Source organism: Vibrio sp. S/42/10, assembly GCF_029890535.1.
GTDB classification, from domain to species: domain Bacteria; phylum Pseudomonadota; class Gammaproteobacteria; order Enterobacterales; family Vibrionaceae; genus Vibrio; species Vibrio cyclitrophicus.
Genome location: NZ_JAKMZC010000001.1, coordinates 468,448 through 492,444, shown reverse-complemented (window position 1 = coordinate 492,444; position 23,997 = coordinate 468,448). Strand labels below are relative to the sequence as shown.

The 23,997-nt window shown below is 43.5% G+C and carries 19 protein-coding genes; 13 read left to right on the top strand and 6 right to left on the bottom strand.

Translation table 11 applies throughout. The annotated features are described in order from the left end of the window. The first annotated feature begins 1 nt into the window (after position 1). The 4 genes from L8S15_RS02170 (at position 2) to L8S15_RS02155 (ending at position 3,162) form a co-directional block, all read left to right on the top strand. Positions 2-553: a DsbE family thiol:disulfide interchange protein gene (locus tag L8S15_RS02170; protein ID WP_010439416.1), complete on the top strand. Its 552-nt coding sequence runs from the start codon at positions 2-4 to the stop codon at positions 551-553. Next, entirely contained in the window at positions 550-1,038 is a 489-nt protein-coding gene (locus L8S15_RS02165; protein WP_010439418.1) for a cytochrome c-type biogenesis protein, read from the top strand. Before L8S15_RS02170 ends, L8S15_RS02165 begins: the two co-directional genes overlap by 4 nt. After that, positions 1,038-2,258: a c-type cytochrome biogenesis protein CcmI gene (ccmI, locus tag L8S15_RS02160; RefSeq protein WP_010439419.1), complete on the top strand. Its 1,221-nt coding sequence runs from the start codon at positions 1,038-1,040 to the stop codon at positions 2,256-2,258. Before L8S15_RS02165 ends, ccmI begins: the two co-directional genes overlap by 1 nt. Positions 2,259-2,376: 118 nt before the next feature. Further along, on the top strand, positions 2,377-3,162 hold the full coding sequence (locus tag L8S15_RS02155) for an MlaA family lipoprotein (RefSeq protein WP_016798127.1): 786 nt from the start codon (positions 2,377-2,379) through the stop codon (positions 3,160-3,162). A gap of 94 nt (positions 3,163-3,256) precedes the next feature. On the opposite strand, the gene L8S15_RS02150 is transcribed toward L8S15_RS02155, so the two are convergent. The 4 genes from L8S15_RS02150 to L8S15_RS02135 form a co-directional block, all read right to left on the bottom strand. Further along, entirely contained in the window at positions 3,257-4,579 is a 1,323-nt protein-coding gene (locus L8S15_RS02150; RefSeq protein ID WP_010439423.1) for an outer membrane protein transport protein, read from the bottom strand. Positions 4,580-4,874: 295 nt separating this feature from the next. Then, positions 4,875-6,170, bottom strand: a complete 1,296-nt coding sequence (locus L8S15_RS02145) for an outer membrane protein transport protein (RefSeq protein WP_010439426.1) — start codon at positions 6,168-6,170, stop codon at positions 4,875-4,877. Positions 6,171-6,468: 298 nt separating this feature from the next. Then, a complete protein-coding gene (locus L8S15_RS02140) occupies positions 6,469-7,197 on the bottom strand; it encodes a DUF3379 domain-containing protein (RefSeq protein WP_016792934.1) in 729 nt (242 codons plus the stop codon). Then, positions 7,190-7,738, bottom strand: coding sequence for a sigma-70 family RNA polymerase sigma factor (locus tag L8S15_RS02135; RefSeq protein WP_010439430.1), 549 nt, complete (start codon positions 7,736-7,738; stop codon positions 7,190-7,192). Before L8S15_RS02135 ends, L8S15_RS02140 begins: the two co-directional genes overlap by 8 nt. Positions 7,739-8,303: 565 nt before the next feature. On the opposite strand from L8S15_RS02135, the gene fadI reads away from it, so the two are divergent. Together fadI and fadJ are read left to right on the top strand one after the other, a co-directional pair. After that, positions 8,304-9,611 (top strand): acetyl-CoA C-acyltransferase FadI, encoded by a 1,308-nt coding sequence (gene fadI / locus L8S15_RS02130; RefSeq protein ID WP_010439432.1) that lies wholly within the window; start codon positions 8,304-8,306, stop codon positions 9,609-9,611. After that, on the top strand, positions 9,611-11,839 hold the full coding sequence (fadJ, locus tag L8S15_RS02125) for a fatty acid oxidation complex subunit alpha FadJ (RefSeq protein WP_280571940.1): 2,229 nt from the start codon (positions 9,611-9,613) through the stop codon (positions 11,837-11,839). Before fadI ends, fadJ begins: the two co-directional genes overlap by 1 nt. Positions 11,840-12,134: 295 nt before the next feature. Here fadJ and L8S15_RS02120 read toward each other — a convergent pair whose 3' ends face one another. After that, the gene (locus L8S15_RS02120) at positions 12,135-14,912 is read right to left on the bottom strand and encodes an insulinase family protein (RefSeq protein WP_010439436.1); all 2,778 of its coding nucleotides are present in this window, start codon (positions 14,910-14,912) and stop codon (positions 12,135-12,137) included. 304 nt (positions 14,913-15,216) lie between these two features. On the opposite strand from L8S15_RS02120, the gene sixA reads away from it, so the two are divergent. After that, positions 15,217-15,681 (top strand): phosphohistidine phosphatase SixA, encoded by a 465-nt coding sequence (gene sixA, locus L8S15_RS02115; RefSeq protein WP_010439440.1) that lies wholly within the window; start codon positions 15,217-15,219, stop codon positions 15,679-15,681. A gap of 148 nt (positions 15,682-15,829) precedes the next feature. Here the strand turns inward: sixA and smrB are convergent, their stop codons facing one another. After that, entirely contained in the window at positions 15,830-16,360 is a 531-nt protein-coding gene (gene smrB / locus L8S15_RS02110; RefSeq protein ID WP_010439442.1) for an endonuclease SmrB, read from the bottom strand. Between the two features lie 62 nt (positions 16,361-16,422). Between smrB and prmB the strand changes: the two genes are divergently transcribed. From prmB to L8S15_RS02080, 6 genes are all read left to right on the top strand, one after another. After that, complete coding sequence (prmB, locus tag L8S15_RS02105) at positions 16,423-17,355, top strand: 50S ribosomal protein L3 N(5)-glutamine methyltransferase (protein ID WP_010439444.1); 933 nt, start codon at positions 16,423-16,425, stop codon at positions 17,353-17,355. A gap of 223 nt (positions 17,356-17,578) precedes the next feature. Further along, entirely contained in the window at positions 17,579-18,220 is a 642-nt protein-coding gene (locus L8S15_RS02100) for a LysE family translocator (protein WP_010439447.1), read from the top strand. A 479-nt stretch (positions 18,221-18,699) separates the two neighbouring features. Continuing rightward, entirely contained in the window at positions 18,700-20,157 is a 1,458-nt protein-coding gene (locus L8S15_RS02095; protein ID WP_010439449.1) for a protein adenylyltransferase SelO, read from the top strand. A gap of 159 nt (positions 20,158-20,316) precedes the next feature. Beyond that, a complete protein-coding gene (locus tag L8S15_RS02090) occupies positions 20,317-21,045 on the top strand; it encodes a response regulator transcription factor (protein WP_010439451.1) in 729 nt (242 codons plus the stop codon). Positions 21,046-21,118: 73 nt separating this feature from the next. After that, complete coding sequence (locus L8S15_RS02085) at positions 21,119-22,564, top strand: ATP-binding protein (protein WP_010439452.1); 1,446 nt, start codon at positions 21,119-21,121, stop codon at positions 22,562-22,564. A gap of 110 nt (positions 22,565-22,674) precedes the next feature. Further along, positions 22,675-23,922 (top strand): ABC transporter substrate-binding protein, encoded by a 1,248-nt coding sequence (locus tag L8S15_RS02080; RefSeq protein ID WP_004736057.1) that lies wholly within the window; start codon positions 22,675-22,677, stop codon positions 23,920-23,922. Positions 23,923-23,997 lie beyond the last annotated feature (75 nt).

The following is a 23,997-nucleotide window of genomic DNA, read 5'->3' as shown; positions in this document are numbered from 1 at the left end:
AATGAGCAAGAAGATTTTATTCATTCCCTTGATCGCGTTTATGGTTCTCGCTGGAATCTTTGCAACGCAATTAATGCGCAACCAGTCAGGCGATGACCCGACTAAGCTTGAATCAGTATTGATCGGTAAGCCTGTTCCTGAGTTTGGTTTAGAAGATTTGGAACAACCTGGTAAGTTCCATGATCAAGCGATTTTCAAAGGTGAGCCACTGCTTCTTAATGTGTGGGCCACTTGGTGCCCTACTTGTTATGCAGAGCACTCTTATCTGAACAAGCTGTCTGACCAAGGAGTTAAGATCATTGGTCTTAACTACAAGGATGATCGCAACAAAGCGGTAGGTTGGTTAAAAGAGTTAGGTAACCCTTACCTGATCAGTTTATTTGATGGCAATGGCATGCTAGGCCTCGATCTTGGTGTTTATGGCGCTCCTGAGACCTTCCTAATTGACGCTAACGGTGTTGTTCGTTACCGCCACGTTGGTGATGTTAATCCAACAAACTGGGCAGCGACACTCCAACCGATGTACCAAGAGTTATTGGAGGAGGCGAAATGATTAAACAGACACTTGTAGCGTTGTTCGCCACTTTTGCTATATCTGCGTCGGTAACAGCAGCTCCTATCGAATTTCATGAATTTGATACGGTTGACCAAGAACAACAGTTCAAAGAGTTGAGTAACACGCTTCGTTGTCCGAAATGTCAAAACAACACGATTGGTGATTCGAACGCAGAGCTTGCGGTCGATTTGCGTCAAAAAGTGTATGAGATGACGAAAGACGGCAAATCGAAGCAAGACATCATTGATTACATGATTGCGCGCTATGGTAATTTTGTGACTTACAACCCGCCATTGACGCTAGCAACATCGATTCTTTGGGTCGGCCCATTTTCGGTTGTTGTGTTTGGATTCGGTTTGATCATTTTACGAAGCAGAAAGTCAAAGTCGAAAGCAGTAGAGTCAGATAAAGACTGGGATGCAGACAAAGAAGCTCGCTTAAAAGCGTTACTCGACGAAGAGAACGACGGAGATAAGAAGTAATGACTCTATTTTGGATTTCTACAGTTGTCCTTTCATTAGCGGCGATTTTGCTTATTGTTCTGCCGTTCATTAATAAGAAGGCCAACAATGATGAAATGCTTCGCGATGAGTTGAATAAAGCGTTCTATAAAGATCGCTTAGTTGAACTAGAAGTAGAAGCAGAAGAAGGCCTTGTTGACAACCAGCAAGAGTTGATCGCAGATCTAAAGCAGTCTCTACTTGATGATGTTCCAACACAGAAAGATACGGCAAAAACACAAATCTCTACGGTTGGTGTGGTAGTACCCTCTGTGATTCTGGTTCTGGTTGTGACTTATGGCATGTACTTTCAGTTCGGTGCATTAGATAAGGTTCAACACTGGCAAGAAGTGAGCTCGAATCTTCCCGAGTTGTCTAAAAAGTTGATGTCATCGGAAGGTGGTGCGTTAACGGATGATGAGCTTGAAGATTTGACTTTAGCACTTCGTACTCGACTTCACTATCAACCAAAAGATTCAACGGGTTGGTTGTTGCTTGGTCGTATTGCGCTCGCAAACCGTGATGCTGAAACGGCAAAAGATTCTATGGAAAGAGCTTACAAACTTGAACCTAAGAATGAAGATGTTCAACTAGGTTTCGCACAGGCATTGATGCTTTCACCAGATGAAGCCGATCAAAACCAAGCTCGTCTGATTTTGAGCCGTTTGATTCAAAACGATTATGTAGACCTTCGAGTATTCTCTTTGCTAGCGTTCGATTCGTTTGAACGTCAAGATTATCCTGGTGCTGTTAAGTACTGGAGCATCATGCAGCAGATGATTGGTCCACAAGATAGCCGTTACGAAATGTTGTCACGCAGTATTGAAAGTGCTCAGAAGAAAATGGGCGACACCATGGGTGTTGACCAAGGTAAAAGTGTTGCAGTAACGCTTGAATTGGCCGCTGATGTGAACGCTGACCCTAAGTCTGTGTTGGTTGTTTCAGTACACAGAGCTGATGGCTCACCAATGCCTATCGCTGCGGCTCGTTACCCATTGGGTACTTTCCCTCGTACTGTTGTGCTCGATGACGGCAATAGCATGATGGAAGGTCTGAAGCTGTCTAGCCTTGAAACTCTGATGGTTCGAGCTAGGCTTGATACAGATGGCAACGTTTCAACTCGCGATGGTGATTGGTACGGTGAAAGTGAAGTGGTTGAACTGGGTGCCCCAGTGACTATCAACATCAATAAGCAATATTAATCATCAGCTTGCATAGGTGTTAGCTATTCCGATTTTGCGATAAACGGTATAGACTTACGCAAACAATTGAGGCCAGCGATTGCTGGCCTTTTTTATTATTCCTTATGGAAAAGGTGATATGTCAGTCAGTGTCCTAAGACTCTCGAGTTTATTATTTATCGCAAGCTTAACGGTGGGTTGCTCTAGCGCGCCGAACGAAAGCGTTAACGATGATAACTTCGAAACCTCTGAATACGTCGAAGAGTCCCACCCAAACGATCCTTTTGAAGGCTTCAACAGAGCGATGTGGGATATCAACTACGAATATCTAGATCCTTATTTGGTTCGCCCTGTTTCTCTCGCTTATGTTGACTATACTCCTGTGCCAATACGTTCTGGCATTTCCAATTTTCTAGCCAACTTAGACGAGCCATCAAGTATGGTGAACAACCTCATTATGGGTAATGGTGAAAAAGCACTCGACCATTTTAATCGTTTTTGGATTAACTCAACGATTGGTTTGTTAGGCTTAATTGATATTGCCAGTGAAGCAGGGATCACCAAGTACGACGACAAATCATTTTCTGATGCGATTGGTCATTACGGGGTAGGTAATGGTCCGTATTTTATGGTGCCGGGTTATGGTCCACTAACGACGCGTGAAGTAACTGAAACCGTCGATGGTTTGTATGTCCCTCTATCGTTTTTGAACTTTTGGGCTAGCTTAGGTAAGTGGGCATTTGAAGGTATGGAGACTCGCGCTCAGTTAGTGTCACAAGAATCACTATTGGACGACTCGCCAGATCCATATGCTTTGACTCGTGAGGTCTACATTCAACGTCGTGACTTTAAAGCCGAAATTGAACCTGAAGAGTTTGATCTCGAAGAAGAAGACTTCATTGATGGTTATCTAGAAGATTACTAGAAATACGTTTTAGAAAATCGACAAAAGAAAGGCTCGATGTTAATACAACATCGAGCCTTTTTAATGCTTGTTACTTTAGATTAAGTAAAACAGATTAGAAGCGGTAGTTAGCTTGTACACCAACTAGCCAAACATTACCCGTTGTTGTACCAATAAATTGGCCGCCAACAGCTTCGGCTGCATCGTCAGATGCGTAACCGCGAGATTCTGTGATGGGAGCATCTTTAGCAATGATGTAAGTAAAGCCAGCATCCAATGAAAGCTGTTCAGACCATTGGTAACCAGCACCAACACTTAACCATGTGCGGTCAGTTTCTGGAATAGTGATAGTACGGTTTTTATCGCTAACTGCAGAAGTATCGTAAGCCACACCTGTACGTAGTGCCAGTTTAGGGTCAATTTGGTAAGTTGCGCCTACAGCAAAGCGATAGTTATCTTCCCAATTCTCAACCTTAACTGTATGGCTACCATATGTATCTAGCTCAGCTTGCAATTTTTCGAAAGAACTCCAGTCAGTCCAGTTAAAACTAGCATGGATTGCAAGTGCTTTAGTGAGTTGATGGAAACTTGCAAGTTCTGCTGTTGCAGGAAGTGCTAACATCATATGTCCATTGTCACGTTGACCAGGTGTCATGCCAAAGCCGATGCCTTCTGCGTGACCTTCTAACTTCAGCTCAACCTCAGACTTGTAGGCAAAACCGATACGGTGGTCTTCGTTGATCTGCCACGCTGTACCTACTTGCCAACCCCAAGCGGTGTCTTCACCTTCCATATATTTCAGTGTAGTGCCTTCTGGAGCTGAGATCGGCATTTGGTTTGAATCTAGACCAATTGCATTTTTCGCTGGTGCTGTTGCACCGAAGCTGCCTTCACCCATAACGTAACGGATACCGCCACCAATGCTTACTTGCTCAACAACTTGATAAGCGAAGTTTAAGTTAGCTTCTTTAGTGATTACGCTTGCTTCGTTACCGAAATGAGATGCGTTGAAGTCGTCACCTAAATTCGTTTCCATTCCGTAGTTCGTGCCAAATGCAAAACCGATAGCAAACTTTTCGTTGTAACGGTGAGAAATGTAAAGATTCGGGATAATAGCGTCATCTGCGAAATCGTTTGAAGATGCTTGGCTTGTACCTAACGCTGGGTGAGCGTGGTTTACTTCACCTTTAACATCAATGTTAGGGTTAACGTAAATACCACCAACAGAAACTTGTGTACCTTCTAGGTAAGTCAGCATTGCAGGGTTACGCCATTGAGCATCTGCACCGTCTGCCATTGCAGCCTCACCAGCGTATGCACGGCCTAGGCCTGTTGCTGAGTATTCTGCTAGTTGAAAGCCAGCCGCGTGAGTAACGGTAGAAGTCGAAAGTAGTCCAACTGCCACTGCAGCAGATAGAAGAGTCTTATTCATTTTCATTATTATGTTCGCTGAATCATAAGTATTTAGTGGCGTGATTCTACTTTTAGAGTCATTACTTTAAAAATGAAATTCGAATAAAACATTGTTTTAGGGATTAAATGAGTAAATGTGTTTAATTATTAGAGAAATAATCTAAATGTTTCGACCGTGTTGCGAAATTTGAGCGTACACTTGTAGCACCATATGACCTCTGTGGAGTACACCTGTAAGCCTAAATGTTTTAGTTTGATTAATTTTTGGCAAAGAAAAGGGCCGCAATGCGACCCTTAAATTTTTCTAGCGGAAGCTTATATTAGAAGCTACGGCTGTACTGTAGACCCATTAGGATTGCATCTGCATGAGTTGTTGCTTCAATTGATGAGATTGTAGTTCCTGATATTTCAGTAGTTTCATTGACTTTTACATCATCACCCAGTAGGTAAGTGAAGCCGAAATCTACGTTTGAAGCTGTATCAATGTGGTACGTGAAGCCAGCAGAGAACCATTGACGATCAGAATCTGGTACCGAAACTGATGTAATGCTATCTTGGGCGCTTGTGTCGTACATGTAACCGGCACGTAATGTCCAATCTTTATTCATGTAGTAAGTTGTACCAAGAGCGTAATGCATTCCATCTTGCCATTTATACTCATTTAACTCACCGGCTTTGTCAGCCTCTAGTACGTCAAATGCGCTCCAACCAATCCATTGAACACTGTAGTGAACAGCAAATTTAGAGTCTGGTAGCATATGGTAACCAGAGAACTCAATCATGCTAGGTAACGGCATGTTTAATGTATCGTTTTTGTATGTTGCGTTAACAACATCCCCTGTTGCTGGGTTCACTCCAATACCAGTAATATCACCTTCAGCTTCTAGAGTTGGGCTGTAATGATATGCTAAGCCAAATCTATTGTCTTTATCTAGCTCGAAAACTGTACCTAAGTTAAAGCCTACAGCCCAACCGTCAGCATCTGCATCTAGAGCAGTGTATTCTTGAACACCTGTAGGGTTTGCTACATTATTAGGCAGCGTAATTTTACGCTTAAGCTTACCTTGTCCGTAGATGAAGTCTAAACCTGCACCAAAGCTCCACTGTTCATTCAAACGGTATGAACCAGCTACCCCTAAGTTCATACTTTTAACATCAGTTAGACCACCATATTCAGAACCGGCAAACGAATCGTCAAACTCAGTTTTCGTACCAAAGTTAGTGTAGGCATTGACGCCCCATGCAAATTGGTCATTAACAGGCACAATTAAGTGGATGTTAGGTGCGATAGAGGTATCACCCGCATCATCATAGTTTGAAGGTGTTGAACCAGTTAATGCGCTAGTGTAAGTGGCATCTTTGACTTCAATTTTTGAAGTGATCGAAGTGAAACCTAAAGATAGTTCAACTTTATCAAACAGTGCCATTGCCGCTGGGTTACGAGCCATCACTGACGCGTTATCTGCGATTACTGCATCACCAGCGAAAGCGCGGCCAAGGCCGGTAGCTGATTGTGCGTTAAGTTGGAAACCTGCTGCCATCGCTTGCGAAGACGCCAGTGTAATTGTTACTGCTAAAAGAGACTTTTTAAACAGACGCGTGTTGTTGGTAGTCATTCATTTATTCCTTTATATATCCGCCTCTACAGGGCGATTAATTTGAGCAATTGCTCAATGGTGGCTGATCCTATTCGCAAGTATACGATATACAAATCCGACCATTGAGAATTTTGAGTGGAAAATTATGGAAATGACGCCTATCTGGCACGAAAATGGTGAGAAATACTGTTTTTTAGAGTTTTAACTCTAGAGGTATTGGTGTGGTGAATGGTTTTGTGGTTTGTTTATAAATAAAGCCCAGCAATATCAAGAGTATAATTGCTAGGCCTTTTGGTAACGGGGCTTAAGAGGAGTGTTAGCCCATAGGTTTGATGATTTTTTTCAGCTTTTCGGCGATTTTAGAAACGTTCTCACCATCTTCACCTACGAGGATCAGGCTGCTGTTATCGATCGGTGTTACCGAACCAGACATGCCTTCTTCGTCAAAGTCGACAGATTTGTCTGTTGGAATTCCTGTTAAAAATAGCGTTACTTTGCCTTTTTCACCTTGGAAAACCATGTGCATTGCATTGGACTTCCCGAAACCACAGTGGTTCAGGTAGTAGACATGATAAGGGAATGCCTCATCAAACTGGTAAGCAAATGGATTCATTTTTGCGTTGATTTGTTGTGATGTCACTTGTTCGTCGATTGAACTCACAAAGCTTTTTTCATCAACAACATGTTTCATCGCAGTATCGACCAAACTTGCTTGAGCTGGAGCAACCAGGGCGTTTCCCCAATTAACCTGTCCAACCAATAAGCCCGCAACAAACGCCACTGAAGCGGCCATCGCCATTGCTCGACGAGCAAAAGTAGGTCTTACGACTTTACTCTCTTCGCTTGAGGTCTGATTGAATAGAATGCGATCGGCAAGATCATCTGGCACATCCACATTCATTGCTGAATGGATCTGCTTATCAAGCGATAGTACATCGTCTAAGAAATGACTATTGGCTTCGCTGTTTGCTACTGCATTGATAATATCTGGTGTTCGTTGTTTAGGTTCCGACAAAACACGACGACGAAATTCTAAATCATCCATTATGTTGCCCCCTCTCTGCCTCTTCTGTATCCAGCATCTCTTTCAACTGATTTCGAGCTCTGAATAAACGTGTCATTACTGTGTTTTTGTTGAGATTGAGAATATCGGCAATCTCTTCACCACTAAATCCACCAATGACTTGTAGAAAGAGTGGTTCACGGTAATCAACTTCAAGTTTCATGATCTGAGCTTGCAACCATTGGTGTTGGTGATGCGGGTCGTCACTGACACTAGCATCATTACCATGATCGTCGATATCAACCAGATCAAACTGTTTGCGTTCAAAGCGTCTCGCGTTTTCGCGTCTTAAGATGGTAATTAGCCAAGATTTAGCGGCTTTTTCATCTTGAAGGCTATCGAGTGACTTCCATGCACGAAGGCAAGTCTCTTGCACTAAGTCTTCGGCAACGGTTTTGTCTTTGCATAACCAATAGGCGTAGCGAAACAGGTCACGATGATAGGCACGCACGAGTGCTTCGTATTTTCTTTGTTTGTCCATATCAGAGTTGACCGGACGCTTGGCAGTTTTCTTTCCAAACATTTTTATTATCGACACACGAGCCTCCATAATTGCTCTGTGTATAGCTGTCTTCTATACGTTGTGCTTTGTTTTTATATTGTGTTTCGTTTTTAGAGCTACCGATTTACTGGAAATCGTAAAATCACAATGAAAATTGATCTACTTCAAAATCTAAGGCTTCGAACAAGCTATAGTACACCTTGTCGTCTAGTTAGTCATTCGTGGCTAGCATGTTGAGCAAGACGACACTTCCTTTTGAAGGCTGACTTTACTTTCTCCTAATCAGGAAACTGATTATTTCAATTGGCGTTAAGTTAATTGCTTTATATACATTCCGACCACACATCTTTGTGTGGTTTTTTTTTTGCCTCAAGAAAACAATCCCCAAACACTGTAGTAACAGTGCCCTTTAACAATAGTTTAGTCTCTTAGGACAACCTTTCACCCCAAAAGGTTCGCCTGAAGGTACAGTTAAATTTTCAAACAGTGAGATACTCGTATCACGTTTATTTAAACGCTTGTTTGATTTAATTAACAACTTCTTTACAATGCTTCAGGTCAGACCTCTTAACTTTAAGGAGAAACCATGGGCAAACAGGAAGTCAAAACCCGTTCTGGAGAACGTGTTGCCGTTGTCGCTGGATTACGAACCCCATTCGCTCGTCAGAGCACTGAATTTAGTCAAGTGCCTGCGGTCGACTTAGGCAAAATGGTCGTGAGTGAAATGCTTGCGAGAACAGATGTCGATCCTGCGCTAATTGAACAAGTTGTGTTTGGTCAAGTGGTACAGATGCCAGAAGCGCCAAATATTGCACGTGAAATTGTGCTTGGCACCGGCATGGATATTAATACCGATGCGTACAGTGTGACACGAGCTTGTGCAACTAGCTTTCAAGCGGCGGTTAACGTGACTGAGAGCATTATGGCAGGCACGATAGATGTCGGTATTGCCGGTGGTGCGGATTCCTCTTCTGTATTGCCTATCGGTGTTTCTAAGAAGTTGGCGGCAAATTTATTGGCGTTAAGCAAAACGAAAACTATGGGTCAAAAGCTGAAGATTCTTAAAACGCTTTCAGTGAAAGATCTAATGCCAGTCCCACCAGCTGTCGCTGAGTACTCAACAGGCCTTTCAATGGGTCAAACAGCAGAGCAGATGGCTAAAACCCATAGCATTACTCGTCAAGAGCAAGATGCACTCGCTCATCGATCTCATTCTTTGGCTTCTAAAGCCTGGAAAGAGGGGAAAATCAAAGATGAAGTGATGACTGCATTCCCAGCACCTTATAAAAAATACCTAGCTGAAGATAACAATATTCGCCACGACTCAACCGTTGAGGGTTACGCTAAATTACGCCCAGCATTTGATAGAAAGTACGGTAGTGTTACTGCAGCCAATGCTACACCGCTTACTGATGGTGGTGCAGCAGTGATGTTGATGCGAGAAGGCAAAGCAAAAGAACTAGGCTTAGAAGTGCTTGGTTATATCCGTGGTTATGCGTTTTCAGCGATTGGTGTTGAAACAGATATGTTGATGGGTCCAACTTATGCGACTTCTCAAGTGTTGAAGAACACAGGCCTCGAGCTTTCAGATTTGACGTTGATCGAGATGCACGAAGCATTTGCAGCCCAAGTTCTGGCTAACGTCAAAATGTTTGCAAGCGATGAATTTGCTCAGAAGAATTTAGATCGTGACAAAGCGATCGGTGAGATTGATATGGAGAAGTTCAACGTCCTGGGTAGCTCAATTGCTTATGGTCACCCGTTTGCAGCAACTGGCGCACGTATGATGACTCAAACATTACGTGAATTGAAACGTCGCGGTGGCGGCTTGGCACTGAATACAGCTTGTGCGGCTGGTGGTTTAGGTGCAGCAATGATCTTGGAGGTAGAATAATGTCTACGACTCTTGATGCAAAAAAAGAAAAAGAAGTAGTCACTCAACCAGACTCAGCGACTACCATTGAATCGAAAAATAGTGAACCAACCAATAAGAAAGCAGCGTTTTCTCTGAGTATCGATGATCAAGATATTGCATGGCTTGCGATCGATGTGCCAAACGAGAAAATGAACACACTGCAAGCCGCTTTTGCTGAAGAAATGAAAGCTATTTTTGAGCAGCTAAAAGAAAAGCAAAGTCGAGTTAAAGGCTTGATCGTACATTCATTGAAGCCAGATAACTTTATCGCTGGTGCTGATGTAAGAATGCTTGATGCGTGTAAAACGGCTGATGAAGCACAGTCTCTCGCTCGCCAAGGGCAGGAGATGTTCCAAACTCTGTCTGAACTGCCGTACCCAGTGGTTGCAGCGATACATGGCCCTTGTTTAGGCGGTGGTTTAGAGCTAGCTCTTTCCTGTGACTATCGCGTATGTACCGATTCAGACAAGACTCGTCTTGGTTTGCCAGAAGTCCAACTAGGTTTGTTGCCCGGCTCGGGCGGCACACAACGTCTTCCTCGCCTTATTGGTTTATTGCCATCTCTGGACTTAATCCTTACGGGTAAGCAGTTGCGTGCTAAGAAAGCAAAATCTTTAGGTGTAGTCGATGCTTGTGTTCCGGAAACTATCTTGCTCGAAGTGGCTAAAAGCTTTGTTGAAAAGAATGCTGGTAGCAAAAAAGGCAAACGCCTAGCGTCTCAAAATCAGGCTTCAACTAAAGAAAAGCTAATTTCACGTAATGGCCTTGGTCGTAAAGTGATTTTCGAACAAGCTTCTAAGAAAACTAATCAGAAAACACGCGGCAATTACCCAGCAGCAGATGCGATTCTTGATGTAATTCGTTATGGCCTCGAGAACGGCTTCGACAAAGGCCTTCAGTATGAAGCAAAGCGTTTCTCTGAGCTGGTGATGACTTCGGAATCCAAAGCCCTGCGTTCGATTTTCTTCGCAACCACTGAAATGAAAAAAGAGCACGGTGCAGACGCAGAGCCTAAAGCCGTTAAGCGTGTTGGGGTGTTGGGTGGTGGCCTAATGGGGGCTGGTATTAGCCATGTTAGTGTTGCTAAAGCTAAAGTGCCGGTTCGCATTAAAGACGTTTCCAACGAAGGCGTTCTGAACGCACTTAACTACAACTTTAAGTTGTTCGACAAGCAGCGTAAACGTCGCATTTTGAGTAAAGCTGAACTTGAAAGCAAAATGCTGCAGCTTTCTGGTGGCATCGATTTTACGAGCTTTAATCACACCGATGTCGTGATTGAAGCCGTATTTGAAGACCTTGATCTCAAGCAATCGATGATTGCCGACATTGAGGCGAATGCGAAACCTGAGACTATTTTTGCGACCAACACTTCTTCATTGCCAATCCACAAGATTGCAGAGAAGGCACAGCGACCAGAAAACGTTGTGGGCCTTCACTACTTCAGCCCAGCAGATAAAATGCCATTGGTTGAAGTTATTCCTCATGAAACAACGTCAGAAGAGACGATTTCGACAGTTGTGGCATTAGCGAAGAAGCAAGGCAAGACCCCGATTGTTGTTAAAGACACGGCTGGTTTTTATGTGAACCGTATTCTTGCTCCGTACATGAATGAAGCTGCGCACTTGTTACTGGCGAATGAGCCGATTGAAAAACTTGACAGCGTGTTACTGGATTTCGGTTTCCCGGTTGGCCCAATTACCTTGTTAGATGAGGTAGGTGTTGATATCGGAGCGAAGATTATTCCGATTTTAGTGAATGAACTCGGCGATCGTTTCCAAGGCCCTGATGTGTTCGATATTCTTTTAAATGACAACCGTAAAGGTCGTAAGAGTGGCAAAGGTTTCTACACTTACAAAGGTAAGAAGAAAGAAGTCGATAAGTCAGTTTACAAGCTGCTTAAGCTACAACCAGATCCTAAGTTGAGCGATAACGATATCGCAATGCGCTGTGTGCTTCCTATGCTAAACGAAGCGGTTCGCTGCCTGGATGATGGTATTATACGTAGTCCAAGAGACGGTGATATCGGTGCTATTTTCGGCATTGGTTTCCCGCCATTCTTAGGTGGGCCTTTCCGTTATATGGACCAAGTGGGCATTAAGTCACTGGTTGATATGATGAACGATTTCGCTAAGAAGTACGGTGATCGTTTCGCACCATGTGATGGCCTACTGACACGTGCTGGTTTGGATGAGTCTTTTTATAAGTAACTCTCTAGTACGCTAATTATTGAGCCCGCATCAAGTTGATGCGGGCTTTTCTGTTTTATGGGGGAGCGAAAGGAATGAGATTCTCGATTCAATTGTTCCTCTTTCTCGGGAATTACGAGCGAGAGACAAAAAGTAAGTTATTGCGTTGATAAATGAGGGGGCAAACACATCTCAATCAAAACTATCGTCATCTCCTAAAGCGACGAAGGAGCGTAATAGGAGATCTGCTTTTATATTGCCCCAATAAAAAAGGTTGATGCATCCGCATCAACCTTCGGTTTTTTATCTAGAATTACTAGCCAAGTTCAGTATCTTTCGGACGTAACTGAAACTCATCAATAGAGCCTATTTCCACACCTGCGGACAGCTTTTCTTCTTCATGGTGTGCATTACCTTGCGCGTGCATAATCAGACGATTTGCCGTACGAGGTTTAAGTTGACTGACCACAAAACGCATCATGTCCGAGCGAGTCAGCTCTTTGAGCTCTTCTAGTACGCGATCCCTTTGGTTGAATTCCAAATCTTTATTGCCAATCGCAACCCATAAGCGCTGAGCTCTACCTCGTAAAGTCGTATCTGGCGTTGAAATCTGATTCCAAAGCCCGCGTTTGCTGCTGTGCCATTGATAGTCATTAAGTTCCAACAACACCATATAAAAGGCATTGAGGAATTCATCTATAGAAGCTAACAAGTCTGCTGGAGCTGCATTAGGCGACTGCACGTAAAGTACAATACCTGGGTGCCGGTTCAGCGGCATGTTGCCAGTGCCGACCATATAGCCTAGTTGCTGCTTGGTGCGAATCTCATGGAAGAACGTAGCTGACATCAAGTGGTTTGCCAACGAATACAGTGCAATGTTTTTAGGTGAGATATCCGGACATTGGTAGTAAACCACAATTGCCGAATCATCTTGATTACACACAACTTCACGTTGGAAACTGCCGTTTTCACCAAGCATGATTAATGGACGCAATGACTCTTCGTAAGCCTGATCTTGAACACGCAGTGCATCTTTAAGTGTTTCAGCCATCTTATGAGCATCAGCTTGTCGCCAATCGCCATACACAAACATTTCTACGTGCAGTTCTGCCAAGATAGCTTGAACAAAGGAAGAAAGCTCATCGACCTCTATCGTTTCCAAGGCTTCTATCAAAACGGAATAGGGTGGGTTGTTTGGCTGAAGTATTCCAGTCATCGCATTAAATAGCTGAGAAATAGGACGATCTTGCGATGCGTTGTTCCAGTTTCTGAGCAATTGATGCTTGATCGTTTCGAAGCGTGTTGGACTAAAGTTACGAGCTTGGAAATGTTCAAGGATCATATTGAGCAACTGTGGCTGCTTCTCGCTGAACCCAGAAAGAGTCAGAGTCACGCCGCCTTGATGGGTATACATGTTGTAACCCATACCAGCAATTTCAGCCTGATAGGTATCTTTTTCAAGTGAGTCCAAAAACATTTCTACGCATAGGCGAGTTTTTACGATGTTTCTCGGGCTAGCTACCGAATGAGGGCTGTCGATAGCAATATATACGACACCTTTAGGCACTCGAAACTGATGGTCTTGTAGGTGCCATAGTTTAAAGCCGTCAAGCTCTTCCAATAGTTGTGGGTGTTCAGCGTTGCCTTCGATCTCAGCCGGATCGAGGTCATAGCAAATAAATGGGTTTTTGCTGGGTAGCTCAAACTGCCAACCGGGATTTATGCACATAAAACACTGAGTTTGCTCTGTGCTGAAAGGCGTGACCGAGTAGGGCGTAAAGTACCACTTTGCTTCTCTATCGTATTCCAAACCTTGAGCAACGATGGTCGCACGCATGTTTTCGACAGATAGGTAAGAAAGCAAAGAACGTTGTAACTCTTCGTCAAAATGCGACATTTTATAATCGCCATACACCACGTCTTGCTCTTGGTAGTGCTGCATGTTGATCACGAGGTGACTGACAACATCGAGTGGCCGTGCTGGTTCTTGAAAGCGGAATGCAGATTCTAAAACCGCGCGCTTTTCTAAATAGCGCCACTCTTCAATGCCTTGTTGTTCGATCAGTTTGATGTATTGAAACACCGCTTGGATAATATGGTCTGTTTTGGTCAAACCTTCGATGGTCAATGAACAACTCACAGTGAAATCACGATAGTTACTGCCGCTTGCGCCGCCACCAGCTGAGAGTGAGGTTATCCAACCTTTCTCTTTTAACTGCATCATCAAGCTACCTTCCCCTTCATAACCTAAAAGGTGTGCAAAGAATGACAATGGCTTAATACCATAGTGCTCATCCATGCTTGGCATCGGGAAGGTTAAAATCAGTTTGCGAACTTCTTTTATTGGCTCAACGTGGACCTGTACGCCCGTGCTTAACTCGCCAATAATAGGCACTTCAACCTTTTTACCTTGTAGATTGTGATTGGTGATTGAGTTAAAACGATTCTCCACCCAACTTTGCATCTCATCTAATGATTGGTTGCCAGACAATGTCAGTGTCATTAAATCTGCAGAGTACTGTTGCTGGTGGAAAGCTAAGATCTCTTGTCGAATTGTTTCACCGTTTCTGTCACCTAACGTATCGATATTACCGACAGAAAACTTCGAGAATGGGTGATTGTGGTTCACTAATTCTTTGGTAACTTGGTACAAGCGTCGTGAGTCATCATTGAGTTTCATCTTGTACTCAGAATCCACCGCTTGGCGTTCTTTATCTAGTGCTTCTTCGTTAAAAAGTGGTGCTGTAAAAAATTGGCTGAATCGATCGAGTGCTGTTTCAAATGCATTCAATTCGACATCAAAAAAGAAGCAGGTATGTTCTGTTCCGGTCCAAGCGTTGTTACTACCGCCATGTTGGCTGATAAAACTTTGGAACTCTCCGACCTTTGGATACTTTTCAGTTCCCAAAAATAGCATATGCTCTAAGTAGTGAGCTAACCCCTCTCGGTCTGCAGGGTCATCAAAGTGCCCAACATTAACGGCGAGTGCGGCTGCAGCTTTTTGAGCGTTTTGATCTTGAACTAACATTACTCGCAATCCGTTATTTAGCGTTAGGTAACGGTATTGATGTTCATCATTAGGGCTTAAATGCACAGAAGCATCTCCAGAGAAGGTGGTTTTTAAATTATGTACGTGATGATTTGAGGTGCAAACCTTGCGTTCATATTTTGGGATATCAAGAGCTTTTTGGCGACTTCTAAATCACTTTTATCGATTTTTATCAGTGATTTATTTTCTTTTAATAAGATTGTTAAGAAAGTCGGACTCTTTAGCAAGTGACTTGATATAATTATTTATATAGACTGCGGATTCTCTGGATTGAGAGCCAAACGCTAAGTAGCGTATCGCTGATATGGGATATATCGACTTTCGAAATGTTACGTAGACAGGACTGAACATGAAAATATTCATAATGCGCCACGGTGAAGCAGAACATTTTGCTAACTCGGATGCAGAACGAGCGTTAACGAAGCGCGGCAAAATGGCGTCTCTTGCGGTGGCACAAGCTGCAAATGAGCAAGGGTTCAGCCAGTTCGATAAAGTGCTTGTGAGCCCATATCTAAGGGCACAAGAAACATGGTTAGAGATCTCTCAGGCGTTTTCTGGAAAAAAAGTAGAAACCTGTGATGATATTACCCCTTATGGTATGTCCGACGATGTGTTTGATTTGGCTTTAGCTATGGCTGAAGTAGAAAAACTAGAGACCATTTTATTTGTTTCTCATTTACCTCTAGTTGGCTACTTAACCGCAGAGTTCGCGACAGGCATGGCACCGCCCATGTTTCCGACTTCTGGTTTAGCTTGTATTGAATTTGACCTTGAGACACAAAAGGGCGAGTTGCTTTGGAACATTAATCCATAGGCTGACAAAGCTTGGTGAAATCCTAAAGACAACAATAAGCAAAGATAAATAGAAAGGGCACCTCAATCATATTGAGGTGCCCTTTGTTGTTTTGGCTTTGGGGGAAGGAGTTAATCGGTAACAAGTAAACCCGTCGAGTAAATGAGAGTTACTTCTCAGGAATTGAAAGCAAAACCAGTAGTGCGCCATTACCACCAAATTCTAAAGGTGCTTGGTGAAAAGCCATTACATCTGGGTGTTGTGCTAACCACAAAGGCACTTTTTGTTTAAGAATGTGCTTACCGATACCATGTTGCACGCAAGCACAAGCTACGCTCTCTTTAATACAGTGAGCAATCATAGCTCCTAGTTCGCGCTTTGCTTCTTGTTGTGTCATACCATGCATATCTAGGTACACGTCAGGCACGTAAACACCGCGACGCAGTCGCTTGACTTCGTATTTAGAGACATCATCACGCGCATAGCGTGTTGGCCCTTCCTCACTAAGGTGCGGAATGAACTCGTCAGAGAAATAAAACTCGCTATCGCTGGCTTGTCTTGCCGTTCGAGTAATTTCTTTTTGTTTGGCATTTCTTTTTGGCTGCTGGACTATGGTATCCTGTTGCAACTTTTTAACGCCCTTTACTGCATCGTTGAACAGGGCGAAATCGTCATCAAAGTCGGTGTCTTTTTTGCTCATCAGGTTATGAATTCTAATTAGAAACGTAATTAGCAGTATTGTAGCGCTTTTCGGAGACAATTTTGGATAAGATTTTTGTAGAAGAAGCGGTATCAGAACTACACACGCTTCAAGATGTGATTCGTTGGACTGTTAGCCGCTTTAACGCAGCGGGCCTATTTTATGGTCACGGCACTGATAACGCGTGGGATGAGGCGGTACAACTTATTTTACCTACTCTTTATCTACCGATTGATGTTCCCTCGCACGTTATGAACTCTCGTCTAACGAGCAGCGAGCGTTTACGCATCGTTGAACGTGTGATCAAGCGTATCAATGATCGTACACCAACGGCTTACCTAACCAATAAAGCTTGGTTCTGTGGCCTTGAGTTTTTTGTTGATGAGCGTGTTCTTGTGCCTCGCTCTCCAATTGGTGAATTGATCGAAGCTCAGTTCCAACCATGGTTAACTGAAGAACCAGTTCGTATCATGGATATGTGTACGGGTAGTGGTTGTATTGCTATCGCATGTGCTCACGCTTTCCCAGATGCTGAAGTTGACGCGATTGATATCTCTACGGATGCACTACAAGTTGCAGAGCAGAACGTTCAAGATCACGGCATGGAGCAACAAGTATTCCCAATCCGTTCAGATCTTTTCCGTGATTTGCCTAAAGAGAAATACAACCTGATCGTATCGAACCCACCTTACGTGGACGAAGAAGATATGAACAGCCTACCGGAAGAGTTTACTCATGAGCCGGAACTTGGCCTAGCAGCGGGTACTGATGGCCTTAAACTGGTTCGCCGTATTCTGTCTAACGCACCAGATTACCTAACTGATGATGGTATCTTGATCTGTGAAGTGGGTAACTCAATGGTTCACATGATGGACCAATACCCTGAGATTCCATTCACTTGGATTGAGTTCTCAAATGGTGGCCATGGCGTATTCATGATCACTCGCGAGCAGTTAGTGGCTTGTGCAGATGAGTTTTCAATCTACAAAGACTAAACCGTTTTAGTTAGATAGGGATATCAGTTAACAACTGAATAAACCCTCTCGGTATTAATTCAAACGCCATACAGCAATGTATGGCGTTTTTTATTGTCCACATTGAGGCTGTTTGCGCTTAGAGCGAAGATGTTACGCTCAGTATTTAGTTGCTTAATATGAATAATTATTACATATTGATGCTTAATATTTAGACGTTCTAGTGAGTTAAGGAGAATTCGCGATGAGTTTTGATACATGGATTTATTATTTACTAGCAGTGCTGATACTGACAGCTTCACCTGGGCCAAGTTCTTTATTGTGCATGACCAAGGGTGTGCAGTCTGGTTTTAAGTTATCAATATTTACTGCCTTGGGTAGCTTGACCGCGATTACCGGAATTCTTACGTTATCGTTTACCGGTTTGGGTGTGATTATCGCTTCGTCGGAACTGGTTTTTAACATTATCAAATGGACTGGTGCTGCCTATCTTATCTACCTTGGTTGGAAATCATTACGTTCTAGCCAGCAAGATTATGACAAATTATCGAATCAAAAAGCAGATTCTCAATCTGTTAAAGAGAGCGCTGCAAAGCATTATGTCAGTGGTTTTATTGTTGGTGCGAGTAACCCTAAAGCGATTTTGTTTTTTACCGCACTTTTCCCACAGTTTATTGATCCTTCAATAGCACTTCTTCCTCAGTTTGCTGTGTTCGCTTTGACCTTCGCTGTGATGGAGTTATCTTGGTTATTGGTTTACGCCTATCTAGGAGCTAAATCATCTAATTGGTTGTTCGCTAAAGGTAGAGCCAAGGTTTTTAATCGTGTGACTGGTGGTGTCTTTATTGGTGCTGGTGCACTGCTTTCGACGACAAGCCGAGCATAACTTTCTGTTTTATAATAGAGGTGAATGATTACGGAATATTCTTGATGCTGTAATAAAAGGTTAATATTAATGTGCTTGCTGATATCGGCATAAAGTCGATATATTGGTGTTACACCATCACGTTCTCAAGGAGAGACATATGCAGCATCAAGAAATGATTCAACACAGTAACTTTGGCGTAATCAGTCGTACTTGGATTTTCTCTACTCTTTCTCTTCTGGGTATTCTCGCTCTAATGTAGCCTGCTTTTCGGCTCTATATTTTCAGTTTTTATTATGAATACACTTTTCAAAAAGTCTTCAAAGTCAGAACTCTTATTCTCGTAAATGTGGCTCTTCTCATCAGTCTAGCCACCTAATTTTTCTCTTCGCAAAGCAGTCAAGTCCTTTTCGCTCAACAAACTAGACACGTAAGCCAATCTGAAGTTGTTACTAAACTGTGATAATCTTAAGTTATCTTTTATCTACAGTGTGCCTCTCATGTCTGTCTGGGATTCTATTTCATTTAACAATCGATTTACTGCATTACCTCGACTGTTCTATACCCCAATTCAACCTACACCGCTCAGTAATGTTCAATGGCTCTCATGGAACCATAACCTTGCGAATGAACTCGGCTTTCCGTCATTTGAAGATGCTTCTGAGGAATTGCTTGAGACGTTATCGGGCAATGTTGAACCTGATCAATTCTCACCAGTAGCAATGAAATACGCTGGCCATCAGTTTGGCTCTTATAACCCTGATTTAGGTGATGGAAGAGGGTTGTTATTAGCTCAAGTTGTTGCTAAATGTGGTGAAACGTTCGACTTACACCTTAAAGGTGCAGGTAAAACGCCTTATTCTCGTATGGGTGACGGGCGCGCTGTTATTCGTTCAACTGTACGTGAGTACCTGTGTAGTGAAGCAATGGCAGGGCTTAATATCCCAACCACACGTGCATTAGCCATGATGACCAGTGACACGCCAGTTTACCGCGAGAAGCAAGAGTGGGGCGCATTGTTGGTGCGTGCTGCTGAATCACACATCCGTTTCGGTCACTTTGAACACCTTTTTTATACCAATCAATTGGCTGAGCATAAGTTGTTGGCCGATAAAGTGATTGAATGGCACTTCCCTGAGTGTTTGGATGCTGAGAAACCTTACGCTGCTATGTTTAACCTGATTGTTGACCGCACCGCAGAAATGGTGGCCTTGTGGCAAGCGAATGGTTTTGCTCATGGGGTGATGAACACCGATAACATGTCGATCATCGGGCAAACCTTCGATTACGGCCCGTTTGCATTTCTTGATGAATATGATCCTCGCTTGATCTGCAACCATTCCGATTATCAAGGTCGTTATGCTTTCAATCAGCAACCTCGAATTGGATTGTGGAACCTATCGGCACTGGCTCACTCACTTTCTCCGTTGGTGGATAAGGCCGACTTAGAGGCGGCGTTAGAGCAGTACGAACCACAAATGAACGGTTATTTCAGTCAGATGATGCGTCGTAAGTTAGGGCTGCTTTCGAAACAAGAGGGCGATAGTCGTTTGTTTGAATCTATGTTCGAGCTGATGTCGCAAAACAAAGTCGATTACCCAAGGTTCTTTAGGACACTGTCGAACCTAGATACATTGAAGCCTCAAGACGTGATTGATTTGGTTATCGATCGCGAGGCCGCGAAGCTATGGGTAGATAACTATTTACAGCGCTGCGAATTAGAAGAGAGTTCAGTGGTAAAGCGCTGCGAAAACATGCGACAGGTAAACCCGAAATACATTCTCAGAAACTATCTAGCTCAACTAGCTATCGATAAAGCTGAGCGCGGTGATAGTAGCGACATTGACGCTTTGATGGTGGTGCTTGCAAACCCTTATGCGGAACATCCGGACTATGAACATCTAGCGGCTCTACCTCCTGAGTGGGGCAAAGCCATGGAGATCAGCTGCTCGTCATAATCAACCAATAGCGGATTAAGCCGTTAAGATTCAGATAGAGGTCACTAAGTTGTGATCTTTATCTGTTTGTTCTTCTAACTTTACAAACATGTCAATAATCAAACAATCGGCCAGCCTATACACTATGTGAATAAGTTGTAAATTTAATAGGTTTGGGCGATGCCAACAAATACTCGAATTCTCGTGGTGGATGATGATCAAGAAATCCGCGAACTGCTGGAAGAGTACCTCACAAAATCTGGTTTCGATGTTTCTTCTGTGGGAGATGGTGTTGAACTAGAAGCTCATTTGCAAAAGCAAGGTTATCCAGATCTGATTCTGCTTGATGTGATGCTACCCGGTGATGATGGTTTTACCTTGTGCCAACGAGTCCGCAAACGATCCAATGTGCCAATCATCATGCTAACGGCGGTATCGGATGAAACCGACCAGATTATCGGTTTAGAAATTGGTGCCGATGACTACATCGCCAAACCGTTTAGCCCTCGTCAGTTAATGGCTCGTATTAAAGCGTTATTACGACGTGTTCAAGTGGTGGATGACAAGCCAAGCGATGCACTACCAAAGCAGATCATTTTTGGTGACTGGACTCTCGATACGCTCGCGCATCGAATCTCTCACAATGAAAACTCAGAAGAGATGGACTTGTCGGGCAGCGACTTTTCATTGTTAATGTTGTTTTTAACTCGTCCAAACGAAGTTCTAGATCGTGACACCATATCTTTTGCTACTAGAGGTCGTGAAGCGCTGCCTTTTGAACGTGGCATTGATGTACAGCTTAGTCGCCTGAGAAGTCGATTGGGCGATAGCGGAAAATATCCTCACTACATCAAAACCATGCGCGGTAACGGCTATATTCTCGCTGTGCCTGTTCAGTATGAACACTAAGCATGACTTACTGTTAATGAACTAATGCTAATAGAGTCATTTCCAATGAAGTATTCCGGATAAAGTATCTCGCATGAAGTGGTTGAGTAGATTAAAACCAAACTCCTTGGTCGCAAGAACATTGTTACTGACCTTGTTAGCCGTTGTGATTGCTCAAGGTATCGCTACATCTATTTGGTATAGCGAATCCAAACACAAAGAACTGGAGGGGATTCGTTCTGCCTCGTCGAGCATGGCAAACATGTTTGCCTCAACGGTGACTTTCTTCCAATCTTTGCCCGTCAAGTATCGTCATATCGTATTAGATCAGATCCGCAATATGGGCGGTACGCGCTTCTTCGTTTCTTTCAATAAAGAGGCTTTGATTGTTGAGCCTATCCCTGACACCCGCTTAAAAACCGCATCGATAGAAGCGATAGAAAGTGTTTTAAGTAGCAAGCTCAATAAAGTCGAATCGGTAAGGGTCGACTTTTCGCGACCTGAGCATCTTCGTTTGCTTAAAAATGATATCTATTTAAGCGACCTCCCGCGATCGTGGGCACATCATACTCTAACGTTAGAACCTCTCAATCCTCCTATTCTGGTTGTCCAAATAGAATTAAAGAGCCATGAATGGGTCTATATTGCGGCGTTGTTGCCTGCGCCTTATGTAAAGCTCGACGATACAATTCTCGGTCGGGAACAGGTGATTTTCTTAGTATCTTCAACGCTCATTCTGCTTGTACTTACCTATTTTATGATTCGTCGTCAAGTGCGTCCTCTCAAAAAGTTAGCAAGAGCGGCTAATGAAATGAGTATGGATATTCAGCAGCCTCCGCTTAACGAAGAAGGGGCAACAGAACTGGTCACCGCGACCCGAGCTTTTAATCGCATGCAGCAACGGATTCGTCGCTATGTTGCCGACCGTGAACATCTTTTCTCTGCTATTTCTCATGACTTAAAGACACCTATCACCCGACTCAGGTTACGGGCAGAATTGTTGGAAAGTGAAGTAAAGAAAGACAAATTCAATAAAGATCTCGATGAGCTTGAGATGATGGTTAAAGGTGCTCTTCAGGCTGTGAGAGACACAGACCTTCATGAAAACAATGCCATTATCGATCTCAACGAGATGATGCTCTCTGTAATTGAACTGCACAACCAACATCAAACCTTAGTTGAGTTTGAGCCGTCCGTGGTTGAACCGTTAGTCGCCAAACCATTAGCCATAAAACGTGTGCTGACCAACCTCATAGATAATGCGGTGAAATATGGGAAATCAGCTGAGGTAGATATCGGTAGTGATTCTGTATGGGTGGTTGTGACGATTCAAGATCACGGTAAGGGTATCCCTGAAGACAAGTTAGAGTTGGTTTTCGAACCCTACTTTAGGCTCGCAACCGATGACCAAGGACACGGACTTGGCCTCGGGATCTGCCGAAATATTCTGCATGGACACGGCGGAGATCTCATTATTCGCAACTGCCCTCAAGGTGGTTTAGAAGCCAAAGTCTATATCCCTAGAGGCCTAGAAGTGTAATGTAACAATTGCGTTACATTGGGCTTACCTTTTGTTTCAATCTTAAAAATTAGAATAAGTAGACTCTTTATTGAACCGGACGTCGAGTCCGCTAAACATGGAAGATAATAATGAAAATTAATAAAACCCTACTTACTCTATCTCTTCTTGCTGCCTCAACATTTTCTCAAGCTGGTGAAGTGGAAGTGCTTCACTGGTGGACTGCCGGTGGTGAAGCGAAATCAGCAGCGGTACTGAAAGAGATGATTGAAGAACAAGGCCATACTTGGAAAGATTTTGCTGTTGCTGGTGGCGGCGGTGAAAGTGCGATGACTGTTTTGAAAACGCGAGCAGTATCGGGCAATCCTCCATCTGCTGCGCAGATTAAAGGTCATGATATTCAAGAGTGGGGTGGTTTAGGTTTTCTAACGTCTCTCGATGCAACTGCGAAACAAGAACAGTGGGATGAACTACTACCAGAAGTCGTGACTAAAGTGATGAAGTGGGATGGTGAATATGTCGCGGTTCCTGTCAACGTTCACCGTGTTAACTGGCTTTGGGCTAACCCTGTTGTTTTAGAAAAATCAGGCGTGACGGTTCCAACTACGTTAGATGAGTTCTTTGTTGCCGCAGACAAAATTAAAGCAGCTGGCTTTATTCCACTGGCTCATGGTGGCCAGCCTTGGCAAGACGCGACGGTATTCGAAGCAGTAGCACTTGATGTATTAGGCAGTGAAGATTACAACAAAGCGTTCGTTGATCTTGATATGGATGTGTTATCTGGCGACAAGATGGTGGAAGTCTTCACCAAGTTCAAAAAGATGCGTGACTACATCGACAGCAACTCTCCCGGTCGTGATTGGAACGTAGCAACGTCAATGGTTATCAATGGCGAAGCCGCGATGCAAATCATGGGTGATTGGGCGAAAGGTGAATTTACTGCGGCAGGTAAAGTGCCGGGTAAAGATTACATCTGTGCACCAGCTCCAGGTACTGACGGTCAATTTACCTTCAATATCGATAGCTTTGCGTTCTTTGAGTTAAGTGACAAAGAGAACCAAAAAGCGCAGCAAGACCTGGCAAAAACTATTCTTACCAAAGATTTCCAAGAAGTCTTTAACCTTAACAAAGGTTCTATCCCTGTACGTCTAGATATGGATATGTCTAAGTTTGACCAATGTGCGTTGGACTCAATGGCAACCTTCAAAGCAAGTGCTGAATCGGGCGATCTTGTTCCGAGTATGGCTCACGGCCTAGCGACAACAAGCTACGCTCAAGGCGCTATCTATGACGTAGTGACCAACTTCTTCAATGAGAAAGATGCCGATCCGAAACAAGCGGCAGCTAAGTTAGCAAAAGCAGTGAAAGCGGCTATCTAATCAAACTTGATAAGTGACACACAACGCACGTGAGTGTCGGGTTGTGTTGCTTTATCGAACCCCCAGGGTGGGTAG

Bases quoted from the DNA above. Each gene is read 5' to 3' on its own strand.
- L8S15_RS02170 (WP_010439416.1), top strand. From the start codon at position 2: ATGAGCAAGAAGATTTTATTCATTCCCTTGATCGCGTTTATGGTTCTC.
- L8S15_RS02165 (WP_010439418.1), top strand. From the start codon at position 550: ATGATTAAACAGACACTTGTAGCGTTGTTCGCCACTTTTGCTATATCT.
- ccmI (WP_010439419.1), top strand. From the start codon at position 1,038: ATGACTCTATTTTGGATTTCTACAGTTGTCCTTTCATTAGCGGCGATT.
- L8S15_RS02155 (WP_016798127.1), top strand. From the start codon at position 2,377: ATGTCAGTCAGTGTCCTAAGACTCTCGAGTTTATTATTTATCGCAAGC.
- L8S15_RS02150 (WP_010439423.1), bottom strand. From the start codon at position 4,579: ATGAAAATGAATAAGACTCTTCTATCTGCTGCAGTGGCAGTTGGACTA.
- L8S15_RS02145 (WP_010439426.1), bottom strand. From the start codon at position 6,170: ATGACTACCAACAACACGCGTCTGTTTAAAAAGTCTCTTTTAGCAGTA.
- L8S15_RS02140 (WP_016792934.1), bottom strand. From the start codon at position 7,197: ATGGATGATTTAGAATTTCGTCGTCGTGTTTTGTCGGAACCTAAACAA.
- L8S15_RS02135 (WP_010439430.1), bottom strand. From the start codon at position 7,738: ATGTTTGGAAAGAAAACTGCCAAGCGTCCGGTCAACTCTGATATGGAC.
- fadI (WP_010439432.1), top strand. From the start codon at position 8,304: ATGGGCAAACAGGAAGTCAAAACCCGTTCTGGAGAACGTGTTGCCGTT.
- fadJ (WP_280571940.1), top strand. From the start codon at position 9,611: ATGTCTACGACTCTTGATGCAAAAAAAGAAAAAGAAGTAGTCACTCAA.
- sixA (WP_010439440.1), top strand. From the start codon at position 15,217: ATGAAAATATTCATAATGCGCCACGGTGAAGCAGAACATTTTGCTAAC.
- smrB (WP_010439442.1), bottom strand. From the start codon at position 16,360: ATGAGCAAAAAAGACACCGACTTTGATGACGATTTCGCCCTGTTCAAC.
- L8S15_RS02100 (WP_010439447.1), top strand. From the start codon at position 17,579: ATGAGTTTTGATACATGGATTTATTATTTACTAGCAGTGCTGATACTG.
- L8S15_RS02095 (WP_010439449.1), top strand. From the start codon at position 18,700: ATGTCTGTCTGGGATTCTATTTCATTTAACAATCGATTTACTGCATTA.
- L8S15_RS02090 (WP_010439451.1), top strand. From the start codon at position 20,317: ATGCCAACAAATACTCGAATTCTCGTGGTGGATGATGATCAAGAAATC.
- L8S15_RS02085 (WP_010439452.1), top strand. From the start codon at position 21,119: ATGAAGTGGTTGAGTAGATTAAAACCAAACTCCTTGGTCGCAAGAACA.
- L8S15_RS02080 (WP_004736057.1), top strand. From the start codon at position 22,675: ATGAAAATTAATAAAACCCTACTTACTCTATCTCTTCTTGCTGCCTCA.